Source organism: Thermoanaerobacterium thermosaccharolyticum DSM 571 (genome assembly GCF_000145615.1).
Classification (GTDB): Bacteria; Bacillota; Thermoanaerobacteria; order Thermoanaerobacterales; family Thermoanaerobacteraceae; genus Thermoanaerobacterium; species Thermoanaerobacterium thermosaccharolyticum.
Window position 1 is genome coordinate 941,887 of the sequence record NC_014410.1, and the last position, 22,767, is coordinate 964,653.

General features: G+C 32.6%; 17 protein-coding genes and 1 pseudogene. All 18 read left to right on the top strand.

Features of this window, described 5'->3' with window-relative positions; translation table 11 throughout:
- Positions 1-46: 46 nt before the first annotated feature.
- Positions 47-1,054: a restriction endonuclease gene (locus tag TTHE_RS04615; RefSeq protein ID WP_013297434.1), complete on the top strand. Its 1,008-nt coding sequence runs from the start codon at positions 47-49 to the stop codon at positions 1,052-1,054.
- A 354-nt stretch (positions 1,055-1,408) separates the two neighbouring features.
- Positions 1,409-5,269 (top strand): hypothetical protein, encoded by a 3,861-nt coding sequence (locus TTHE_RS14345; protein ID WP_013297436.1) that lies wholly within the window; start codon positions 1,409-1,411, stop codon positions 5,267-5,269.
- On the top strand, positions 5,266-10,095 hold the full coding sequence (locus tag TTHE_RS04625; protein ID WP_013297437.1) for a DEAD/DEAH box helicase: 4,830 nt from the start codon (positions 5,266-5,268) through the stop codon (positions 10,093-10,095). Before TTHE_RS14345 ends, TTHE_RS04625 begins: the two co-directional genes overlap by 4 nt.
- A gap of 204 nt (positions 10,096-10,299) precedes the next feature.
- Positions 10,300-10,746, top strand: a complete 447-nt coding sequence (locus tag TTHE_RS14550) for a hypothetical protein (RefSeq protein WP_013297438.1) — start codon at positions 10,300-10,302, stop codon at positions 10,744-10,746.
- A 26-nt stretch (positions 10,747-10,772) separates the two neighbouring features.
- Positions 10,773-11,018: a hypothetical protein gene (locus tag TTHE_RS14555; protein ID WP_041587430.1), complete on the top strand. Its 246-nt coding sequence runs from the start codon at positions 10,773-10,775 to the stop codon at positions 11,016-11,018.
- Positions 11,019-11,135: 117 nt separating this feature from the next.
- The gene (locus TTHE_RS14560) at positions 11,136-11,252 is read left to right on the top strand and encodes a hypothetical protein (protein ID WP_231292749.1); all 117 of its coding nucleotides are present in this window, start codon (positions 11,136-11,138) and stop codon (positions 11,250-11,252) included.
- A 90-nt stretch (positions 11,253-11,342) separates the two neighbouring features.
- A complete protein-coding gene (locus tag TTHE_RS04640; RefSeq protein WP_013297439.1) occupies positions 11,343-12,767 on the top strand; it encodes a TIGR02710 family CRISPR-associated CARF protein in 1,425 nt (474 codons plus the stop codon).
- A gap of 66 nt (positions 12,768-12,833) precedes the next feature.
- The gene (gene cmr1, locus TTHE_RS04645; RefSeq protein ID WP_013297440.1) at positions 12,834-13,685 is read left to right on the top strand and encodes a type III-B CRISPR module RAMP protein Cmr1; all 852 of its coding nucleotides are present in this window, start codon (positions 12,834-12,836) and stop codon (positions 13,683-13,685) included.
- Positions 13,685-15,862 (top strand): type III-B CRISPR-associated protein Cas10/Cmr2, encoded by a 2,178-nt coding sequence (gene cas10, locus TTHE_RS04650; RefSeq protein WP_041587431.1) that lies wholly within the window; start codon positions 13,685-13,687, stop codon positions 15,860-15,862. Before cmr1 ends, cas10 begins: the two co-directional genes overlap by 1 nt.
- A complete protein-coding gene (gene cmr3 / locus TTHE_RS04655) occupies positions 15,862-16,947 on the top strand; it encodes a type III-B CRISPR module-associated protein Cmr3 (RefSeq protein ID WP_013297442.1) in 1,086 nt (361 codons plus the stop codon). Before cas10 ends, cmr3 begins: the two co-directional genes overlap by 1 nt.
- Entirely contained in the window at positions 16,947-18,161 is a 1,215-nt protein-coding gene (locus TTHE_RS04660; protein WP_013297443.1) for a putative CRISPR-associated protein, read from the top strand. The genes cmr3 and TTHE_RS04660 overlap by 1 nt, the downstream gene beginning before the upstream one ends.
- Before the next feature lies 1 nt (position 18,162).
- Complete coding sequence (gene cmr4, locus TTHE_RS04665; protein WP_013297444.1) at positions 18,163-19,161, top strand: type III-B CRISPR module RAMP protein Cmr4; 999 nt, start codon at positions 18,163-18,165, stop codon at positions 19,159-19,161.
- The gene (gene cmr5 / locus TTHE_RS13740; RefSeq protein ID WP_013297445.1) at positions 19,143-19,745 is read left to right on the top strand and encodes a type III-B CRISPR module-associated protein Cmr5; all 603 of its coding nucleotides are present in this window, start codon (positions 19,143-19,145) and stop codon (positions 19,743-19,745) included. Before cmr4 ends, cmr5 begins: the two co-directional genes overlap by 19 nt.
- A complete protein-coding gene (cmr6, locus tag TTHE_RS04675; protein ID WP_013297446.1) occupies positions 19,742-20,611 on the top strand; it encodes a type III-B CRISPR module RAMP protein Cmr6 in 870 nt (289 codons plus the stop codon). Before cmr5 ends, cmr6 begins: the two co-directional genes overlap by 4 nt.
- A gap of 2 nt (positions 20,612-20,613) precedes the next feature.
- Positions 20,614-20,700: a hypothetical protein gene (locus tag TTHE_RS14985; RefSeq protein WP_423250148.1), complete on the top strand. Its 87-nt coding sequence runs from the start codon at positions 20,614-20,616 to the stop codon at positions 20,698-20,700.
- Positions 20,701-20,798: 98 nt separating this feature from the next.
- On the top strand, positions 20,799-21,098 hold the full coding sequence (locus tag TTHE_RS04680) for a hypothetical protein (protein ID WP_013297447.1): 300 nt from the start codon (positions 20,799-20,801) through the stop codon (positions 21,096-21,098).
- Between the two features lie 492 nt (positions 21,099-21,590).
- On the top strand, positions 21,591-22,253 hold the full coding sequence (locus TTHE_RS04690; protein ID WP_013297449.1) for a hypothetical protein: 663 nt from the start codon (positions 21,591-21,593) through the stop codon (positions 22,251-22,253).
- Positions 22,254-22,422: 169 nt separating this feature from the next.
- Positions 22,423-22,731 (top strand): annotated as a pseudogene (locus TTHE_RS04695) (nuclease-related domain-containing protein); the annotation flags it as partial.
- Between the last annotated feature and the right edge of the window lie 36 nt (positions 22,732-22,767).

Here is a 22,767-nt window from a genome sequence, read left to right on the forward strand (position 1 = left end):
CTGATCTTATTTTTAAATAAATAAAAATCTGGAGGTGTTAAGTAGTATGGAAAATTCAAACAAAAGATATTTTGTAATACGTGTAGATTATGGTGCTGTAGACTTTATTTGGAAAGAACTACAGGAAGGTCGTTTGCGACAGGGATGGGGAGTAACTGGAATGCAATTAAAGGAGCAAGATGGGAGAATTGTGGATGAGGATACTTGGAAAAAACGGTATAAAGATGCTGCCTTAAAGATTTGGGGTTATTCAGCGACAAATGAAGAAGCGGAAATGAGATATAGGATACTTTATCCAATGATTGAGGCAAAAAAGGGAGATATAGTAATAGTACCAAAAATGCCGGATTGGGAACACTTTGTTATTGCTCCTGTAAGTAAAGAGTATGCTTTTGATTTTCAAAGGCAACCTGGTAGTGAAGATTATCGTCATATACTTTATATTGATCCTAGTAATATTAGGATATTCAATATTCATGCAGGTGACGAAACACGAGTCATATCTGGGAAATTGAGAGGATATCGTTCAGCTGTAAATAACATTTGGAATAAAGGACTGCAGAACGCTATTGAAAAACTTTTTACTGAACAGAAATCTGGTGTTGATAGCCATAAAGAAATTCATGAAATACTAGGAGATTTTGTTTTGAAAGAAATATTGGACAAAGTAAGAAAATATCCTCCTGTCGATCTGGAAAAACTTGTGCGTCAAGTATTTGAAAGTAATGGCTATGAGTTAGTCGATAAAAACTGTTTTGATGGGCAAGGTGGAGATGCTGATCTCGTATTCAAGAAAGAATTGCCAATAATTAGCGAGATGGTTCAGCAGGACTTACTTGTATACATCCAGGTTAAAAATAAAGTTGGAATAGATCAAAATGATTATCAAGCTGTGGCCCAGGTGTTAAAAGCAGCAAAAGAACCAGAAAGTTTAAAAATAGTGGTTTCGACTGCTGACGATTTTACAGATAAATGCAAGAGAGAAGCTCAAGAAGATGGAGTCATTTTGATAAATGGACTCCAACTGGCTACGCTGTTGGCTAGGTCTATATAATCTGAGTGCAAAGCGTAAAAAAGAGGTCGGTATGTTTATACCCAGGGATGTAAAGGAAGTATTGAAGGAGCTTAAAAAGAGAAAAGCGGAGTATTTGTAAAATATCTTTTTGACGAAATATATCGAAATATTTTGTATTTATGGAGGTTTTTTTATAAACACGTTGTATATTAATAAAGGTAACACATGAATATACCTTAACGGAAATAGTTGATCACATATTTGAGATAGATAAAATAGAGGATTTAGATGTATATTTTAAGTAGTGTGTATTCCACTTTAATTTTATGGTGGTTATTTTTTATTTATTAATTGGTTATTGTGTCTTTTACAAACTGCATTGAGGTGGGATATATGGGGGTAAAAAATTGTAGTTGCTTAGCGGATTGTGATAAGTATTTTGAGGATTTGTTAGCTCTGTCAGAAAAGAAAAAACTTTTAGGTTATATTGAGTTGGATTCTGAGGATTTAGAACATATGGCTAGTTTAATTTCAAAGGAAATACAAAAGCCCTATTTTGACCTTTCTGAGTCTTTAACTATTTCACTTTTTCTTGTGTGGATAGGAATATTGTATTATCAAGAAGGAGATTTTTGGAGTAATGTATATAATATGTTAAAACTGCCATCTGAACAACAACAAATGCAAACACGTTTAAGTAAAATTTTTTTGCAAACGGTTAAAAAATATAAATTGCCTAATTTTAAAGGTAAATTGCGCTATATTATGCCAATTTTAGCCCATGGATATATTCCTAATTTTTATCTTAGAGATTATTTTTTGAATGTTGTATTTAGGATATATAAAGAGCGGCAAGAGCTGGGATTATCTGTAAATTTAGAAGAGACAAAACATATAGTGTCCAATTGGAGAAAGGAGTATGCTTTTTACATAGAAAAGGAGAATAAGTTAAAAAAGGTGGAAGAGGAGGAAAAAGAGTTACTACTTGCCTTAGATGTATTAAGAAATGAAGATAAACTAAAAAGGTTAATAGAATTAAAAAGAGGAATTAAAAAATCTTCAGAATTAAAAGAACTTTTATCAAAGCCAGAAGACTGGCTGGAAGAGGTAAAGGCCGAAAGAGAAAAATTTCGCCAGCAGTTGGAGGAATTTCGTGAAATTCTAGAGAGGAAAGAAATTTTTACAAGGGAATACGATGAAGTAGAAAGTAAAATAAAAAAAATGGCATGCTTTGTACTAAGTTATTGGAATAACAGATTCATTCCTTTTGTATTGGAACTCTCAATTGATGAGATAGAAGAGCTTTTCAAGGTTTATACGAATCTTAAAAAGAAATTTAGTGGCTTATTGGGTTTATTGTTGCGCTTAATTATGCCTAGTCAGTACCATCAAATGCTGGAAAGTAAGAGAAAATTAGAAGAGAAATTTATAGAATTGCCATTGAAGAAGAATTTATTAGAAAATCTGACTATAGAAATGGTAACTAGCTTAAAAGAGTTACAAGAGTTACTGAAAAAACGTCAAAACTTAATAGAAGAAGCTGAAAAAGAAGCTGCAGCAACATCTTATGTTACGGATATTTCACAAGATGCTTTAGTTGACTTAGAAAAAAGCTTGAAATATATTGATAGAGAAATTAATTCATATGAAGAGAATTTAAAGATATTGGGAAAAGGAAATTTAGAAGAGGGATCAAAAGAGTTAAAGAAGCAAAGAGGCTTGCGGCAGAAAATAGAAAGAATTAAAAGAGAAATTACCAGTCAATATACTATTGATACTTTATTGGAAAATTTATCGCTGAGATGGAAGTATATGAATGAAGAAGAAATAGATAAGCGACTTAGTAAAATTCAGAGGAAGAAGGATGAGTACCTAGAAAAATTTAAAGAAGTGAGCAATCCCTTATATTCTTTAAATGAATCTACTCGCGTCTTTATATTTCAAGGAGAAGAACTGGCAGAGGAGTTCATTTTTCAATCTTTATTGTTAATTCAAAGATTAGACCAAGGAGAGGGAGATTTTGAAGATATTTACCTGCCTAAAAGAATTAAAGAAGAGATGAGAAAGTGGTGGGAAGAAGAGGGGAAAGAAAAGCTGAGTATTGAAAGAGAAAGAAGCAAGTGGAAGAGAGAGAAAGACAGTTTGTTCTTACGAAAACCATTTGTAAAGTTGGATACTATAGAAAGGGTTATAAAAGTTGAGCTGCCAAGGCAAATTTTAAAGAAACCAGAAAAAGCAGTGTTTGTAATTGGTGGTGATAAAGCTATCGCTAAAGAGATAGAGGTACCAATAAGAAAAATTGGAGATGAGTATCAAACAGAACCTGTTTTTGGTATTTTAGAAATACCAATGGAGGCTTATCATTTTGAGCTTTGGCAAAGTGATGAAGTCTATAATTGGGAAATAAAGGACATTTGGCATAATAAATGCTTGCTTTTTTCAGCGGAAGGAAAATTGATAGAAGATTTATATCTTTTAGAAGATGGAGCGTACATAGTTACAACTTATGGAAGCAAAGTTAATCCTTCTATAGCGGTAAAAGAAAGAGGAAGATTGATTGGGGAATGGTCTAATTATGAATATGTTTATGTCGATCTAAGTGATATTGATATGATTCTTGTAGAAATAGAAGGAGAGAAATTTGTTTTTAAAAAGCCTATTGATTTAAAACCACAGTTAGTAGGAGAAGAGGTAATAGAGGAAGTAAAGGCGAATGGGAAAGCAGTTTATAACAAAAAATTACCTAGCTTGATATTTTCATTAGGTTCGATGGAAGAAATAGATTTCTATGGAGTGAGATTGGACTTTTCAGGAGGTAGTTTTTTTAAACCTCTTAGTGATTTTAAAGAAGCGATAAAAGAAGGAAATGTTGTGTTTATTCCTCTATATTCACTTGTTTCTGATGTTTATGGTTCTTGTAAGATGGCATTGATTTATAAACAAAACATTATATGGGTTGAGGAATTTACTGTAGTGCCGGATTTAAAGATAGAGTTTGACAAGCTGTTGTATTCTCCTTTTGAAAAAAGAAAAAGCGAATTAGGAAAAGTTAAATTGCATTCGCGATACCCTTTTAAAATTATAGGGAATGAAGTTGTAGAAAGTAGTTTATTTAAAAATGTGATAAAGTTTGATCCGACGAATGATCAAGTAAACGTAGAATTGATGTATTTTCTAAAAGAAGGATCACAGCAGGTCAATGTTGATTTGTCAATAGTTGTTCCTAAAGTGTACTGGCGTCTTAATGAGATTGAGGATTGGAAAAGTGAAATAGAAGAAATATGGTTTGAAGATATGGGAGATGTTCAGGTTAAGGTGCCTTCTTTTCTTCAAAACTCAAAAGTTAAACTTACTTTATCTCCTAATGGGCATACGATTGTTCCTAACAATAAAAAAGGGGTTTTGATATTTAATTTGTGCCAATTAAGTGACATTGTTTATAGTATTCGCGAAGAAGGCAATTTACTGGTTCAAGATTTGGTCATTTCTTTTGAAGATAAGAATATTTCTTCTTCTTTTTTGCTAGTACGCATAAGGCTTCATTGGGAAGTTGCAAATGTTGAGGTAAAGCAGAGAAGGGAAAATGGAAAGAGAATATTGTCTATTAAATGGGAGGATTTAGGAAAAGCTTCCGACAGAATTGTGCGATTGTGGCCACTGAGCGATGTAGCAGTGGAGATAATTGAACGTCAAATTCCTGAAGAAGAGTCTATATTGGAATTTATTGAGGATGTAGAAAGATTGCCTTTAGGGAAATACAGGATGCAATTTGATATTGAAGATCCATGGGTGGAAGAGGAAATTTCATTGCCAGGAGAGAATGAAAGAAATTGTGTTGATATTGTGATAGGGGATAAGGAGGAGGTACTGCAGGAGATTAAACAGAAAGGTTTGGATATTGTTGGATTTGAAGTAGAAGGAAAAAGAATTTCAGTCGGAAAAAATTATTGGATACAGGATATAGAAGTGTGTTCGGATTTTCCAGAAGGAGTAGAGTTTGAAGGGAATATATGTACTTTAGATGAGAAAGGTGAAGTTGCTTATCTTGAGTACAATCCCGCACATTTATATTTTGGAGTGCAACCCAAATATTTTAACAAATTGCCTTACCTGATAGATCGGGACAATGATGGTTTTATGTATTGCCAAAGATGTAAAGTTATTTTTTCTGAAACTGAAGGACATAAGGAATGTGGTGATGAAGTGATACTGCCAGAGTATATATTTGTTCAAATAAGGAGAGGAGAGAAATGACGAGGTTAGATCCTATTAAAACCACGGAAGCTGTGGTAAATAGGTATTTAGATTATCTTACCACTACTTTTTCTTTTAATAACGTGGATTTAAAAGAGCAGTTTAAAAGAGAACTTAAAGAATTTGAAGGGTTTGTTAAAGGTCCCATTTTAGAAGCTACACCACCTTTTGAAACCGGAAAATCTATACTGAATTTGATTGAAGAGGGAATTTTGTCTTATGAGTTTCAAAAACTTTCTACTTCTGAATTACCTATAGATCGGAATTTGTATGTTCATCAAGAAATTGCAATTCGAAAACTAATAGAAAATAAAAGAAATTTGATTGTTGCAACAGGTACAGGTAGTGGCAAAACAGAGACTTTTTTAGTTCCAATCCTCAATCATTTATTTAGGCAAAAAGAAAAAGGAGAGTTAGGTCCAGGGGTTAGGGCTTTGTTGTTGTATCCAATGAATGCGCTTGCCAATGATCAGCTCAAAAGGTTGCGCAGGTTATTGAAAAATTACCCTGATGTTACTTTTGGCAGTTACACTGGGGAGACGGAATTTGAAGAAAGAAGAGCAGTAGAGAGATTTAAAAAAATGAATCCTAATGAAGAATTATTGCCTAATGAAATACTTTCAAGAGAAAAAATGCATGAGTCTCCTCCTCATATTTTGCTTACAAATTATGCTATGCTAGAGTATTTGCTATTGCGACCTGAGGATAATGTATTTTTTGATGGGGAATATGCTGCCCAGTGGAAATTTATTGTTATTGATGAAATACACATTTACACTGGAGCAAAAGGAATTGAGTTGGCTATGCTTTTAAAGAGATTGAAAGATAGAGTAGTAAAAAGCCAGAGAGGAGTTTTGCAGTGCATAGGTACCAGTGCAACTTTGGTTGAAAATAGGGAAAAGGATTTTCAAGAAGTTACAGAGTTTGCAGAGAGATTGTTTGATGAAAAATTTGAGTGGATAGAAGATGACTTTACACGCCAAGACGTAGTAACTGGCAAGAAAAAAAGCCTAGTTGTTTCAAAAGAAAGCTGGGGGAAGCCCAAAGGATTATTGTATTTAAAATGGGCCGACATTATTGACGGAGAAGAAAAGGAAAAAATTTCTCTGTTAGTCAAAGAAGGTGGAAAACTAGGTGTGCCAGAAGAAATTATGGAAGAAGCATTAAATAATTGTGATGGAGAATGGAGAAAATTTTTGTATTTAGTTCTTCGGAAAGATGAAAGGCTAATTACTTTACAAAATATGCTGGAGAGGGAGCCTTGTTATTTGGCAAAAGTCTCAAAAGAATTATTTGAGGAGAAAGAAGATAAAGAACAATGTTTAGCAGCTTTAGTATATTTAGCTAATAATGCTAAGATGGGAATTAGTGACCAACCATTGCTTCCTGCTCGGTATCACTTGTTTATAAGAGCTCTTGAAGGAGGATTTATTTCCTTATTACCTCAAAAACGTGTTTTTTTGAAAAGGCGAGAATGGGTTGCAGATGAAAAGGGAGAAGAATATCAAGTTTTTGAAATTGCTACTTGTTCGCGATGCAATGCAATCTATTTAGTAGGTGAAATAAAAGAGAGGAATGGTATAAAATTTTTAAGGCAGCCAGGTAATTGTTTTTATGAAGATGATAATAACTTAGTGTATTTTTTGCTTTCAGAAGATAGGGAAATTGTGCCTGACAATGAAGACGAGCTTGTTTTAGCAGGCAAAGAAATGAGTTCTAAAGTAGAAGAATATGTTCTTTGTGGCAAATGTGGAGCTATTAAAGCTGCCAATGAGATAAGAGAATTTTGTGAATGTGGAGAGAAATATAAAATTCGTGTGATAAAAAGTCCTAGTAAAAATGGGATTTTGCATAAATGTCCTGCCTGTGGAACTATTAATACTACTGGTTCAGTTGCTAGGCGTTTTATTCTAGGGCATGAAGCTGCTACAAGTGTTTTAGCCACTGCTCTCTATCAACAAATACCTGATAGAAAAGAAGAAAAAGAAAATCTTGAAATAGAAGATAGTGAATGGAGCACAAATAGTAGTGATGAAAGTTTTCTTGTTACAAGCAATCGGCGTATGCTCATTTTTTCTGACAGTCGTCAAGATGCGGCTTTCTTTTCTACTTACCTGCAAACTTCTTATAATCAAATTTTACAACGACGTTTGATTATCATGGCCTTAGAAAAATACAAGGAGAAAGTAATAAAAAATGAATGGAGAGTAGAAGATTTAGTTGAGTTTCTTAAAAGAATGATGAAGGAATTAAATATTTTTCCTGATTTAAGTTTTCAGCAGTTAGAAGAGGAAGCTTGGAAGTGGGTACTATACGAATTTTTGGGTCGTGGAGGAGATACAAGTTTAGAAGCTTTAGGACTTTTAGGGTTTGAACCGGTTTTGCCTGAGAATTGGCGCCCTCCTAAGGCATTAGTTAGTAGTTATTGGAATTTTAGCGAAGAAGAAGCGGTTAAAGTTATTATGATTTTATTAGATAGTATGAGAAGGAATGGTGCTATTTGCTTTCCTGACAGTATCAATCCACAGGATGAATTTTTTAAGCCGTTAAATAGAGAGTTTTATTTTAAAAGAGATTCAAAAGAAACTGGAAAAGTGTATAGCTGGGTTCCAGCAAGTGCTGGGAAAAATAATTCGCGGTTGGATTTCTTAATGCGTTTAGCTGTTGCGAAAGGCAAGAAAATGGATCAGGAAGAGGTAAAAGATTTTTTGGTAAATATATGGGATAGATTGCTAATATCGGACAAGTCGCCATGGAGGAAATATTTTTCTGGAAGTCCTCAAGAAGGATATCGTCTGAATTTGGGGTATTGGAGATTGGTTCCATCGGTTATTGATAAATCTGTTAAGTGGTATAGGTGTACTAAATGTAATAAGTTATGGCTTCATAATGTGGAAGGAGTTTGCCCAACTTATCGTTGTGATGGGCAATTGATGGAATGTAATCCAGAAGAAGAATTAAAGGATCATCACTATAAAAAACTTTATTTTGATATTTTACCTTTGACGTTGAAAACAAGTGAACATACTGCTCAACTTACTACTGAATCAGCAGCAGAAGTCCAAAAGAGATTTTATGATGGAGAGATAAATATTTTAAGTTGTTCTACAACTTTTGAATTGGGAGTAGATGTTGGGGATTTGGAAATAGTCTTTATGCGCAATGTGCCTCCAACTCCAGCCAATTATGTACAAAGAGCTGGTCGGGCTGGTAGAAAAACCAGTTCAACAGCTTTTGTGCTTACTTTTGCTCAAAGGCGTTCTCATGATTTTTCGCATTTTATTAATCCTTTAGGAATTGTTAATGGTAAGATTCAAACACCTCATCTTGAGATTACAAATGAAAAAATTATAAAAAGACATGTATATGCGGTGGCTTTGGCGTTATTTTGGAGGCATAATCCAGAGTATTTTGGGGAAGTTAGAAATTTTTTCAGAAAAGGAGAAGAATCAGCTGCCACCCTTATAAAAGATTTTCTTAATAAAAGACCTACTGAGTTGAAAGATAGTCTTATAAGAATAGTGCCAGAAAGTATGCATGAGGAAATTGGCATTGAAGATTGGAGTTGGGTGGAAGGATTATTAGGAGAAGATGGGGTATTGAGAAAAGCGGAAAGGCATTTAATGAATGATATAGAAGAATTGGAAGCGATAGAAGAAGAGTATAGCAAAAGAAAAAAGTATGAACAAGCTTCCAATGTTAGACGGGTAATTAATACCCTAGAAAGACGCTATATAATTGACTTTTTATCACAGAACAATGTTATACCTAAATATGGTTTTCCTGTGGATGTAGTAGAATTAAAGATAAATCATCATGGAGATGAAGCTAAGGGGCTTGAGTTAACAAGAGATTTGAAGGTAGCCCTATCTGAGTATGCTCCTGAGAGCCAAGTAATAGCAGGCGGCAAACTGTGGACTAGCAAGTATATTAAGAAATTGCCTGATAGAGAGCCTATAAAATATAATTATGCAATTTGTGATTATTGTGGGTGTTATTACAGTGATATTGCTAACAAAGAAAAAGAATTTGATGTTTGTATTTTTTGCGGAAATAAGATTGGCCGTAATCGCGGTACTTTTATTACTCCAGAATTTGGTTTTGTAGCTGGGCCTCCGCAGAAGCCTACTTTGATAAAGCCACAAAGAACTTACACTACTCGCAAGTATTTTGCCCAAGAGGAGAAAATTGAGAAAAAACTTGAATTTGACCTAAATGGGATTAACGTAGAGATAGAGGCGGGTAATGGAAGGTTGGTTGTTATAAATAGTGCTGGAAAAAAGGGTTTTATAGTTTGTGAAAGTTGTGGTTATGCAGAGATTTACAATGGCAAACCTTTATCTTCTCATAAAACTGAATTTGGAAAGGAGTGCAAAGGTAAAGGGATTTCTTATCGGTATTCGTTGGGATATGAATTTAAAACAGATATATTTTCTTTAAAATTTATAGGGTATCATGACAGTAGAAAGGGATTTTGGGAATCGTTATTGTACGGTTTAATAGAAGGAGCTTGCAGAGCGTTAGAGATTGAAAGACGGGATATTGATGGCACTTTATATTCTTATAATGGTGATCCAACTAGTCCTGCCATAGTTTTATTTGACGATGTGCCTGGTGGAGCCGGTCAGGTTAAAAGAATCGCCAAAGAAGAAAATTTTAAGAAAGTACTTAAAGAAACGTTAGATTTAGTTTCAAGTTGTGAATGTGGAGGAGAGGAAGGAGATTCAAGCTGCTATAGCTGTTTGCGTAACTATACAAACCAGTATTGTCATGATGTGCTAAAAAGAAGATACGTGATAGAATTCGTTTTTGAACTTTTAAAGTAGTTGTTTTACCATGTCTATAATGATACCCTATAGGACCATACAAAATATCTATAAAGTCTGTGTTTAATCGTTATGTATTCCAAGTTATACTATTATGGCCTTGTCATAAAAACCAATGCTTAACAGTTTAAAAAAGGTAAGTGTGCATTATCATGAACACAGATTATGGTATGATAAGATTGAAGAGAATTGAAGGCGATTATTATGGATGAGATAACCAATGATTGGCATAGTGATTTTTATACAGCTATCAGAGAGATTTTTAAAAATGAAAAAGATAAAATTGATATAATACAAGAACAGTACCTATCAAAAGAACCGCTGCGGATAGATGTGATAATAGTCAAGAAGAATGACGACTATGGTATTGACAAACAAATAGCGAGAATCTTTAAAAAGTATAACATCATAGAATACAAATCACCAGAAGATTATCTATCAATAGACGATTATTTTAAAGGTTTGGGTTACGCATATATTTACAAATCCATGATGAATGATTATGAGAAGACCAATAAAAAGGTTGATGGCATAAAAATAGAAGAAGTGACGTTAAGTTTTGTGAGTAATTCCTATCCACGAAAATTAACTAAATTTCTGAAAGAATGCGACAGAGATATAGAAAAAGCTGTGATGGTATATATTATATAAAAGGCGAATGGATATCAATACAGTTAGTGGTATTAAAAGAGCTGAAGGATTTAAAAGAGAATTATCCTATAATATTATTAAGCGAGAACGTATATTTTGGAGAAACATTCGAAGAATTACTAAAAAGCATAAATGGCGTAAAAGATAAGGATGAGAAGATAAGGTTATTGGAAGCGGCTTTTAGGGTAAATATGAAGAAAGCTGTGGAGGTGTATAAAATGTACAGTGATATAGTGAATGAAGAGACCCAGGAGTATATAATAAAGACATAAAAAGAGGCTAATCTCAAAATATATACGGAAAAGGAATTAAAAGAAAGAGAAGAAAAAGGTATTGAAAAGGTCATAAGCAAAACCTTAATAAGGCTTTTAACGAGAAAGTTTGGAGACATTTCTTCTGACTACAAAAAGAAGATAAAAAATGCCAATGAACATACATTAACCAAAATAGTTGATCACATATTTGAGATTAATAAGATAGAAGATTTGGATGAGTATTTAAAGTAATATGTATTCCACCTTAATTTTGTGGTAGTTATTTTTTATTTATTAATTAGTTATCGTGTTTTTTACAAACTACAGCGAGGAGGGTTTAAGTTGAAAGAAGAATTAAAACTCACTGAGGAAGAAATTGAAAGGTTATTAAAAGAAAAAACAGAGATTTGGGAAACAATGCAGGCAAAAAATGCTGAGGAATATTATTATAATGAGATATTTCCATTGGTAGTGGATAAGTTTCGCTTAAGTATCAGCGATGAAATTCAAGGCAAGTACGAAAATCTAATATTGTCTTTAGGGATGTCTTTTGAACCACTAGTTTTGACTATTACGGCATTAAAACCCAAAAGGGTATTGTTTTTATATACAGAGGATTCTTTGAAAAATTTGGATGAAGTAATAAAATGGACAAACTTGTTGCCATCACAATATACAGCGGAAGAGATAGTTAAAGATGATCCCGTCGATATTTATCGGGTGCTAAAAAAAGTATATGTAGATAGGTGGGGTTGTCCTGACAAAACCGCTATTGATTTTACAGGCGGTACCAAGTCAATGTCTGCTGGCATAGCTATGGCAGGGGCTTATTTTAAAATAGATTTGGTTTATGTTGCTAGTGATTATAACAACAAAATGAGAAAGCCAAAACCAGGGACAGAAAAATTGAAGTTCGTGGAAGATCCTTATCACGTTTTTGGAGATTTGGAAAAAGATAAAGCCATAGCGCTTTTCAATAAAAATGAATTTGTATCGGCATATAATATTTTCTCGGACTTAGAAGATAGGGTTGCCGATAGAGATTATACATTTTATAAATTATTATCTAATATTTATCGATTGTGGGATTGCTTATTTTTTGATGAGTGTATTAGAGAATTCGAAAAATTATTCAATACCATGAAAGCCTGGAAATACGTTGAGAAAGATTTAGCAGCGTATAAATACTATGATACTTTATTTAATCAGTATAAACTTATCAAACCACTAGAATCAGTTAATTTAAATGATAAAAATGAAGAATGGAAATATATCACAAATAAAGATCTATATACGCCCATTATTTTTTCAATATATACCAATGCTTTAAGGAGAAGCGATGAAGGTAAGTACGATGTGGCAATCTTACTCCTATATCGTATTTTAGAACTGATGGCTCAGGTTAGGTTAGCAAAATATGGGTTTAATGTCTCATCCCCTGATTATTCGTTTTTTTCTGTTGGTGAACAGGAGTTATTATCGAGAATGAATGAAAATATCAAGTCCTTTAAGAATTTCAAAACTTATACGGAACTACCTCAAAATAGTATGGCATTGTTTGATGCTTATGTTTTAATAAAAGCTATTGAGGATGAATTGATGGAAGGTATAAATATTGGTTTAATATACTCCAATGTGCAGCTAAGAAACAAATCCATCTTTACTCATGGGTTCGGAATGCTATCAAATAAAGATTTTGATAAGATTCGTAAAACAGTAAAAAGAATTTTTACCAGCTTTTATGAAATAGAGGGTATAGATTTTTAAAATGTGTGTAATGACTATAAATTTATAAAGCTAAATGAATAAGTCTAAAGCAAGGGGATGGGAAAGATGTGTGAGTTGAGAATACTCTGCAAAGTAATAACACCAATGGTCATGACTGGTTCAAACGGAAAGGATGTGGAATTAAGGCCTTCGGAATTCAAAGGAATGATGCGATTTTGGTGGAGAGCAACAAAAGCAGAAAATGATCTTAATGAATTAAAGAAGAAGGAAGTAGAGCTTTTTGGTAAAATCGAGAGAAAAAGCAATTTTGGAATAAGAGTTGTTCCATGTGAAGTTATGAAGATTGAAGAAGCAAATATCTTGCCTCATAAAAAAAATGGTTATAAAAAAAATGCTATTAGTTCTAATTATATTTTTGAAGTAATTTTATCTTGTCCGGACGATAAGCAACTTCAGCTCTGTAAAAATATTTTTATTTTGTCTACAATTTTGGGTGGCTATGGGAGAAGGTCAAGGAGAGGGTTTGGTAGCGTCAGAGCCGTTTCAATAAATGATATACCCTTAGAGCAAACCATTGATCTAAGTTATATTGCTAGTTTGTTAAACAACAGTATAGAATCCAATGTATACACAATCACCAGAAATAAAATTGTTAGTGGTAAAAGAGGAGGAAATTATCCATGGATAAAAGAAATTGTACTTGGTAAAAAAACAAAAGATATTAATAAATTGCTGAAAAAAATCAGCCAAGCTGCTCATGATTTTTATAATTATAGAGATTTATCCCTTGGAAATATAAAGCCAAGGATGTCTTCTCCTATTTATGTTTCTATAATAAAAGAGTATGACAACTATATACCAATAGTGACTACTTTAAATAGCTATTATTCTAAAGATAAAAATTATAAGTGGGACTTTAATAAACAAAATTCTTTTATACAAAGGGTGATTTCATGATGGAGGAGAAAATATACGAGAGTTTCGCTGAGAATAGCAGCAACGTTTCTCTTTTTCTCTTTACTATAGGGCCAGTACAGCAATTTATTTCTCAAGCGAGAAAGACCCAGGATTTATTTATGGGAAGTTTTTTGCTTTCATATTTAACTTTTATTGGTATGGAAGAAGTAATTGATAGGTATGGTCCTAAAAGCATAATTTATCCTAATCTTTCTGCTCAGCCTTTAATGGAATGGCATTTGAAAAGATGTAATATAAACAGGAAATCTTCTATTTCGTCATTTATTGATCAGCCTACGATTCCTAATAGATTTGTGGCTTTGATACCAGAAAGTGAAGAAAGTAAAATAATAAAATTGGCACATAAAATGGAGGATATTGTTAGAAAAAAATGGAAAGAGATGGTTGATATAGTTTTAAATAAGTTTAAATTAATAGATAAAATTAGGTTAGATAAGAAAGATGAGGATTGTAATGCAGTAATAAAAAAACAGACACTAGATTTTCCTGAAATTTACTGGGTAGCTATGCCTTTTAAAAAAGATGGAAGATATATTACTGAAGAGGACTTTAAAGATTTCTTTGAGGAAGTCCAAAAAGAAAACGTTGGTTTAATCTATCACCTTGGCTATTCTGCCCTTGAAAAGTCTATGGGTATAAGAAAAAATTTGAGGAATTTTAGCCAAATCAATGAATATGGGAAGAAATGTAATATATGCGGTACAAAAGAGGGAGTAATAAAGGCAGGAATGGGGAGTTTACAAGTAGGTAAATACATAAGTGAAAAAGAGGCACTTTGTATACCTTGTTTTGTTAAAAGAGCTTTGGATAAATATTTAGGTGATAAGGTTGATGGTAAATTTATAGACTATACTTTTCCATCTACTGCAGAAATGGCTTCATCTAATTTTAAAAAGAGAGCTTTGAAAGATGCAGAAGTACAGTTTAATGCATATATTGATGATATTAAAAAAATAGTTGGAGAAAATGTGCTAAGACAAATACAAGTTAAGCCTTTGAACAAAATTGAAGGTGATTTTAATAATGTTGTAAATATCGAGGGAGAATGGTTTTTTGAGGAAAATTTATGTACAGAAAATATCAAAAAGCAGTTTGGTATTGAAATAGATGATAAAGAAATAGAGGATTTGAGAAAATCACTTAAACAAATTACAGACAAAGTAGGGGAGCCTAATCCTTACTACGCCGTTGTTTTATTTGATGGAGATAATATGGGAGAATGGCTTGCAGGTAAATTGTTACACAACTTTGAGCATATATATGGTTCTGATTTATGGAATAAATTACCTAATAAAGTGAAAGAAGAGTTAAAAACATCTATAAAGAATAAACTTCTTGCTCCTACGATCCACTCTTTAATTTCACTATCTTTGAGAAATTATAGTCTTGAGTTCGTAAAGAAAATAGTTGAAGATGATCATTTAGGTAAACTAATTTATTCAGGTGGAGACGATGTGCTTGCTTTCGTTAATTTAAAAGATCTATTTGAAGTGATGAGAAGATTAAGAGCAGCCTTTTCAGGACATATAAAGATAGAAAATAATGAAATCAAAGTAGATTGGAGTAATAACACAGGTTTTGTTGAAAAAGATGGAAAATTACTTTTAACAATGGGCAAGAACGCAACTGCGTCTTGTGGGGTAGTGATTGCTCATTATAAAACGCCGTTAAAAATGGTTATGGATAAAGTAAGAGAAACAGAAAAAAAAGCCAAAAGCAATACTGAGAAGGATAGTTTTGCTATTTCATTATTGAAGCGTTCAGGAGAAGAAAAAATAATAGTAAGCAAGTGGAAATACGGTGATATGGATGTTCTGGAGATATTGAAAGAATTATCGTACCTCTTTAGAAGGAATCAAAGTGGGGTGCGAATTTCTAGAAGAATAGTTTATACTCTAGCAGAAGAATTTGCGAAACTTAAAGATAAATGCGGAAATTATATTGCCGAAACGGGTATTATTAATACGGAGATAAAAAGAGTTGTTTTAAGAGCCGTCGATACTGTTAGTGGAAATATCGGGAAAGAAGAAAAAAAGAATATTTCTAAAGAAATCTCCGATGTACTTAAAAATTTATATCACAAATATGATGATGATATTGACAATTTCTTAAAACTAATCGAAATATCTGCTTTTATCGGAAAGGAGGGAGAATAGTGCTTATAAAAATAAAACCGTTGGATACTTTATTCTTTAGAACGCCGAAGCCTTTTTTTAAAGGAGAAGATACGTGGTCTGATTCTTTTTTTCCGCCTTATCCGTCTACTGTTTATGGGGCGGTAAGAAGCTATTTGATCTTTAAAAACGGCACTTTGGAAGATTTTTATAATGGTAAATATAGGGATATAATAGGAACTCAAGAAGAAAAAGGTAAGATTGTTATAAAAGGTCCTTTCTTAGCAGAAAATGGGAAATCTATTTTTAAAGTACCTTATGATCTGGTATGCTTAAAAGGAGACAACGAAACTTTACATTATTTACAATTTCGTAAAAAACCTTCTTTAATGATTAGTAACTATAATCTTGATAATGCACTTCTATGGAGAAGAGAAGGAGTTGTAGATAATAGTGAGGGGTGGCTTAACTTTATAGATTTTAAGGAGTATCTAACATTAAAAGCAGAAGAGTTTTCTTATATAGAAAGTAAGAGCTATTTTGAAGAAGAGGACAAAATTGGCATTAATATTGATGAAAACACTAAGAGTTCAAAATATGGGCATTTATACAGAATTTCAATGATAAGACTTAAAGAGAATGCCGAACTTATTGTAGAAATAGAAGGGATAGATAGTTTTGATGAAAAAGGTGTTTTGCAACTTGGTGGAAAGGCCAGAGCAGCTGTTTTTGAGAAAGGCGAAGATGTTTTTAATGATTTAAAAAATTTAAAATTTAATTTAAACGATGGTTTGTTCAAGATTTATCTTGCTACTCCAGCAATTTTTAAAAAAGGCTGGTTGCCTTATTGGATAAATGAAAATACCTTAATAGGAGAATTTAAGGGCATAAAACTAAAACTTCTTGCGTGTGCTATTGGAAAGCCGATTTTTATCGGGGGCTGGGATATAGCACAGGGTAATTCCAAGCCATTAAACAAAGCAGTTCCGGCAGGAAGTGTGTATTATTTTGAACTCCTTAATGACATGGACTTAAATACGTTAAAAGAGGCTTTCCACTTTAAGAATATTTCTGACGAAAAGGCTGAAGAGGGGTTTGGGTTATCATTTATAGGGGAGGTAAGATGATGAAAAGGATAATAACTATGGTGGGCACTTCGATTTTTGAAAATTACAAGGAGCAACATAAAGATGTTGGATTTGCCAAACTTGTAGAAAATTTAAGAAATATAGAGGCTTACAAATATAATGAAGAAATTGATAGAATTAGAGAAATAAAAGAAAAATTGAATAGATGGATAAACAAGAGTAATGATGAAGACAAAGAAGATATTTCAGCTGAGATAAAAAGCATAATAAGATTAAAAGAGCAATTTAAGGATTATGTCGAAATGTATTTTCTATGCTCTGATACTATTCTAAGTAAGGTTGCAGGAGAAATTTTGGAGGAATTTATTTTTAATAATATGAATATGTTTAATGACATAGATATTAAAAATAATAGTATAGTTATAGTTGAAAGTCTTGTGGTCGATGATGGAGAGAAATTTAAAAAGGGAATGAATCATCTCGTTGATAAGGTTTATAGTATAGCAAATGAGTACTGGGACGATGTAGTTATAAATATTACTGGAGGCTTTAAAGCTACCATTCCTTATTTAACTATCCTTGCTCAAGTAAATAAATGCCCTATTTATTATATTTTTGAAACAACTGATGCGCTCATAAAAATTCCATATATTCCTATTAACATAAATTGGGATATTTTTGAGAAAAATGAAAAATTTTTTATGGGCATTGAAAAAGGCGAAATTAAAGAATTTCCGAAAGGCTTAAATAATGTAGATGATTTAATGAGTATAATTAGCAAGGAAGACATTATCCATTTTAATCCACTTGGAGTAACATTGTGGGAAAAATACAAAGAAAGATTTGAGCTATTTTACGTATCAAAGGTGGCAAAAGAATATATTAGTTTAAATCGAGAAAAGAGACAAATGTTAGATAATTATCTTATGAAACTTAAGAAAGATTTGGAAGAAAATCCTTCGCATTCTAAACTTCATCATGAATTAAAGGGGATAGATATAAAAAATTTTGACTGCTTTAAAGACGGGCATATAAGAATGTTGTATCAAATGAAAAAGAGAAAAACACGTTATGGAGTTGAAAAATTAGATGTTTATGTAGGAGATATTGCAATAGATAGTGATGTTCATAATGCCGAAAGCGAATATGTCGGGCGATTTAAAAATAACTTGAGTAAAATAGAAGATTTAAGTAAGTATGAAGTTTACCGTATAGAAAAACAAAGTAAAAGAAATATTGAAGGAGGTATATGACATGTTTCTAAAATTTAAACCATTTTTCTTGATCGCTGAAACCCCGCTTCATCCAGGAAGCGGAGATGAAATTGGTATTGTGGATCTTCCAATTCAGAGGGAGAGGTATACGAATTTTCCTAAAATTGAGGCTTCAAGCATAAAAGGGTGTATGAGAGAAGCTTTTAAAAATTCGCTAAGATTAAAAAATGAAATAGATGATGAAAAAAGGAAAAAATATGTAAAGTTGATTTTCGGGCCTGAAAACGGAAATGAGCATGCTGGTGCTCTAGCCTTTATGGATGCAAAAATTCTCTTTTTTCCTGTTAAGTCTTTAAAAGGTATTTTTGCGTGGATTACTTGCCCTCAGGTGCTAGAAAGATTTAAAAAAGATATGGGGATTGCAAAAGCGGATTTAAAAGATTTTCCAACTAGCATACAGGAATATACATTACCTAAAAAGTCGAACATCATAATATCAAAAGATTTAAATCATCTGGATTCATCGAAAATTGTATTGGAAGAATTTACATTTGATGTTACAGAGCAACAGGACACAGGAGAACTTGCTAAATGGTTTGCGCAAAGAATATTTCCTTCGCAAGAGCCGGATGATTCTTACAAATATTGGAGAGAAAAACTTGAAAAAGACCTTGTGATACTTCCAGACGATGAATTTGCTGAGTTCGTTTCAACATCTACCGAAATCATCGCAAGGACAGTTATTAACGATGATACTGGGACAGCTGATAATTTATGGTTTGAAGAATATTTGCCGCAAGATACGATTTTATATTCAATTGCTATGGCCACAGCTGTTAGAATTAAGGATGAGAATGAAAAAAGGCCATTTAGTGCTAATACTTCGGAAGAAGAAGCTGAAAAAGTAATTGATTGCTTTAAGAAGGGCATTCTTTCTACTAAAGTCATTCAAATTGGAGGAAATCAGACTATTGGTAAAGGATTTACGAGGATAAAGTTTTTAGAGGAGGTGACAACAGAATGTCCGAGCAAACCATGATTAATAAATTAGAAAAAGGAAGAGCAGAATTTGCTTACAATTGTGTCAGTGATGCTAAAAAATTTAGAAGTAATAATGGAAATGTGGAGAAAGTATTAAATGAATTTTTAGAAACTATTAGAAATAATATAGGAAAAAATGCGGATGTCGATGAAAAGCAGAAGCTTTTAGAGCGTTTTGATCAAATATTTAAAGAGCCAGATAAATATATAGTGAAGGAAAACTTTGCTAATCTAGAGGATGATATTAAAAAGGCTTTGGAAAAGTATTCGAAATTTCTTGAAAACTATCGCTCGTATGCTCGAAAAATCCCTACTATGATCCTCACCAATGGACTTGGACAAACTGTTGCTTTTGTTAGTAGTAAATCTGAAAAAGAAACCGCATATAAGTTGCTTTACACACAGATTACAGAATATATAAAAAGCAGTTGTACCTCAAGGATTACGATGCCCCAAGAGAAAAATGACTTAGTAGAATGGGTAATTTCTTGTAATTCTACAGAATATCGTTATATTACTAGTGAAGTACTTGCTTTTTTAAATTGGCTTAGAAGGCTTGCAGAGGGACTGATTGAAAAATGAAACAACGCAAAGATACAAACTATGAGTTTTATAATCCGCTAGACACAGCTACACTTTTGACTGAGGAAATTCAGAAAATTTCTATGTATAAGGGAGATTCAAAAGAAGAAAAAAGTTTTCATTATACTTCATCGGGTTTTACCAAAAATCCAGCACTTATTTTCGGAAAGCTCATTCCGCATTCTTTTGAAATAAAAGATGGAACAAAAAAGCTAAAAGAAGATAATAAACAAGAATATTTGAAATTGGTAATCAATGAAATAGAGAAGACGAGCAATGAAATACTATATATTTCTGCCCGATTTAAAAATTTAATAAAAAGTTTAGAAAATTGTGGATATAAGGTTGATAATTTTCATGCAGCGCCTTCCTGGCGCCTTGTTGTTGGTCTTGGCTCTTCTCATTCACAAGAGACATCGATGACGCTGCATCATATTTATGGGATTCCATATATACCAGGAAGTGCATTAAAAGGTGTTACGAGGCATTGGGTAATCCTGAGTAGATTTAACAATGATGAACAGCAAGCTTTACAAAATCAAAAATTTAGGGAAATTTTCGGTACTCAAGAAAATGAAGGTAAAATTATATTTTTTGACGCATACCCATGTAGCGAAATTAAATTAAAAATTGATATAATGAATCCCCACTACCCTCAGTATTATTCGGGTTCTGAGTTTCCAACTGATTGTCAATTACCCAATCCTATTAAGTTTTTAACAGTGGAAAAAACGGATTTTAATTTTTGTTTGGCAACTAAACATCAAGAGCTGCTTTCAGATGCTTTAAGTTGGGTTAGAGAAGCATTGACTCAACATGGTATTGGAGCTAAAACCTCCGTTGGCTATGGTTTTTTTGAAGTTTAAGTATCACAGGTAGCGAGAAGCTCATCGCTACATTGGGTATAAAAGACGTAATAATTGTGGATACGGAGAGAAAAACGAAGTATTTATGAAGGGACATATTAGTTGGTGAATACTTTTTACACAACAAAAGTTAAAGATGTCCAAAAAGTATATTAGCATAATTTTTTGAACATGAGGTTTTAGTATCATGCAAAGAAAAAGAATGAATATTGAAAGTGAGATCCTTAAAAGGTTTGTGGAGGTAGCACATAAATATGGTTATAATGTATTTAAAGGACAAGGAAAAGACAACCGGATAATTATTGATGGTAACACCTACTTTCAGTTTGGTGACCTAAGGGTTGATACTGAAACTTATCACATTGTGATTGAAGCAGAAAGCGCTGGTGGTGTTACGAACCTAGTTAAATATTGGTATTGTTTAGAAAAAAATCTAGATATCATAAAAAAAGCCTATTGTCCTTTTTCATGTGTTTCATCAAAGTAGCGAAGCGGATTATGGATCCCATTTATCTCTTTGGCGTTTCCGAGAACGGTTTACACGAAATGGCATATTTTAGTCTCTAGCGGCTTATTGAGGGAATCCTGCTTTTGAGCATGACCGCTTAGTAAAGAATTCCACGAATATAATCGTTTTACAGCAATGGCACTTAAGGCAGGAATTGAATGGCATTTGGCGTTGAAAAATTACGATTATGTAACTATTACATTTTTTCTGATGCGAAAGAGCGGAGTACCAGGTCAGAGGTTGGTTTTAAAGATAGTTTTGAGGAATATATACTTTGTAAATTAAATATGGGTTTTTCACGACGAGAATGGACAACATTTTATTCCGAAAGATTTCGCATTGGAGAAAATTTTAAAGGAAAATCAAATTAACTTGTTTTAGTTAAGATTACTTTGCAAACGATGAATTCAAAAACATTTATTTATGATTTGTTTTTGAATATTAAGACTGGTTGGAGGTGAATTAAACAAAATGGAAAGAACAATAAGAGAATTTCTTGATATTGTTCATGAAGAAATTAAAGATATTGTGGCCGTGAGTGTTCAAGATAATCCTAGTTACCATACGATAAGGAAAGTAAGTGTTAAATTACGTTTTTTGCTGGTAGAAGGGAATTTACAAAAAGCATGGAAAATAGTTGGCTTTCAAAAGGAACCTCAAATTTTAGTGCATCCTCTTCTTGCTGGGAAAGGAGATCATTTAAAAGATGGAGTGATATCTATAGGAGGGGGAGCTCGTATTAGTGGAATACAAATTATGGGGATTCATATTCATCATAGAGCTTTAAGTGATGAGGAAATCAAAGCTAATTATGAAAGAGAAAAGACGATTATTAATGCTCTGCCTGTACCTATTGGGCTTCGGGCTTTTTTAGATGGTACGCCATTAAAAATAGGTAACTATAAACCCATGACTAGGAGGCAAATTATCAAATATGTTGCTAATAAACTTGGTGGCGTTCATTTTGATGAAAAAGATAGAGACCAAAATGTAGAGTTACTTAGACAACAAATTAGAGTATTGGAGCAGGAACCAATTTACTTTGAAGTACTAACATATGCTCAGCAGATTGCTGAGTCGCCTGATATAAAACGATTATTAGAAAAAATAGAAGAATTACTACCTGGTTGTTAATTTTTAAGAATAATGAAAATACAAGAATTTTGCTTCTCAAGAAAAGTAAAAGTAGAGATGTAAAAATAGAAGATCGTAATTTAAAGAAATTTAAGAAATAATTTTGCGAATGTTAATTCAATAAAACAAAATTCTACAGAATTATTAAAGTATAAAAATGGAGGAGAAAATGTTAGCCCGTTTTGTAGAACAGGATAAAGAAATAAAAAAGCTTTTTTATAAGAAAATCAAAGAAAAAGAAGAAAGAGAGAAACAAAAACATTTAGACAAGATTAGTGAAGGTTTTTTTGGCTGGTTATTAGAACCTATTGCAGATGTCGCTTATACATGGAGACGCATTTCTGAAAAAGAACAGGGAAGTAGCGGAGAAAATTCAGTTGGTTGGGCACTACATTTATGGCTTCCAGGCGATGCAGTTATTGTAAATGACCTTGTTTTAGAGGTAGAGCCTGATGAGTTTATACAAGTCGATCACCTTTAGATATAAACAAGTATAAGAAAGAAGAATTATTAG

What these genes read in the sequence shown, in the direction of transcription:
- TTHE_RS04615 (WP_013297434.1), top strand. Translation starts at nt 47, where the DNA reads ATGGAAAATTCAAACAAAAGATATTTTGTAATACGTGTAGATTATGGT.
- TTHE_RS14345 (WP_013297436.1), top strand. Translation starts at nt 1,409, where the DNA reads ATGGGGGTAAAAAATTGTAGTTGCTTAGCGGATTGTGATAAGTATTTT.
- TTHE_RS04625 (WP_013297437.1), top strand. Translation starts at nt 5,266, where the DNA reads ATGACGAGGTTAGATCCTATTAAAACCACGGAAGCTGTGGTAAATAGG.
- TTHE_RS14550 (WP_013297438.1), top strand. Translation starts at nt 10,300, where the DNA reads ATGGATGAGATAACCAATGATTGGCATAGTGATTTTTATACAGCTATC.
- cmr1 (WP_013297440.1), top strand. Translation starts at nt 12,834, where the DNA reads ATGTGTGAGTTGAGAATACTCTGCAAAGTAATAACACCAATGGTCATG.
- cas10 (WP_041587431.1), top strand. Translation starts at nt 13,685, where the DNA reads ATGGAGGAGAAAATATACGAGAGTTTCGCTGAGAATAGCAGCAACGTT.
- TTHE_RS04660 (WP_013297443.1), top strand. Translation starts at nt 16,947, where the DNA reads ATGAAAAGGATAATAACTATGGTGGGCACTTCGATTTTTGAAAATTAC.
- cmr4 (WP_013297444.1), top strand. Translation starts at nt 18,163, where the DNA reads ATGTTTCTAAAATTTAAACCATTTTTCTTGATCGCTGAAACCCCGCTT.
- cmr5 (WP_013297445.1), top strand. Translation starts at nt 19,143, where the DNA reads ATGTCCGAGCAAACCATGATTAATAAATTAGAAAAAGGAAGAGCAGAA.
- cmr6 (WP_013297446.1), top strand. Translation starts at nt 19,742, where the DNA reads ATGAAACAACGCAAAGATACAAACTATGAGTTTTATAATCCGCTAGAC.
- TTHE_RS04680 (WP_013297447.1), top strand. Translation starts at nt 20,799, where the DNA reads ATGCAAAGAAAAAGAATGAATATTGAAAGTGAGATCCTTAAAAGGTTT.
- TTHE_RS04690 (WP_013297449.1), top strand. Translation starts at nt 21,591, where the DNA reads ATGGAAAGAACAATAAGAGAATTTCTTGATATTGTTCATGAAGAAATT.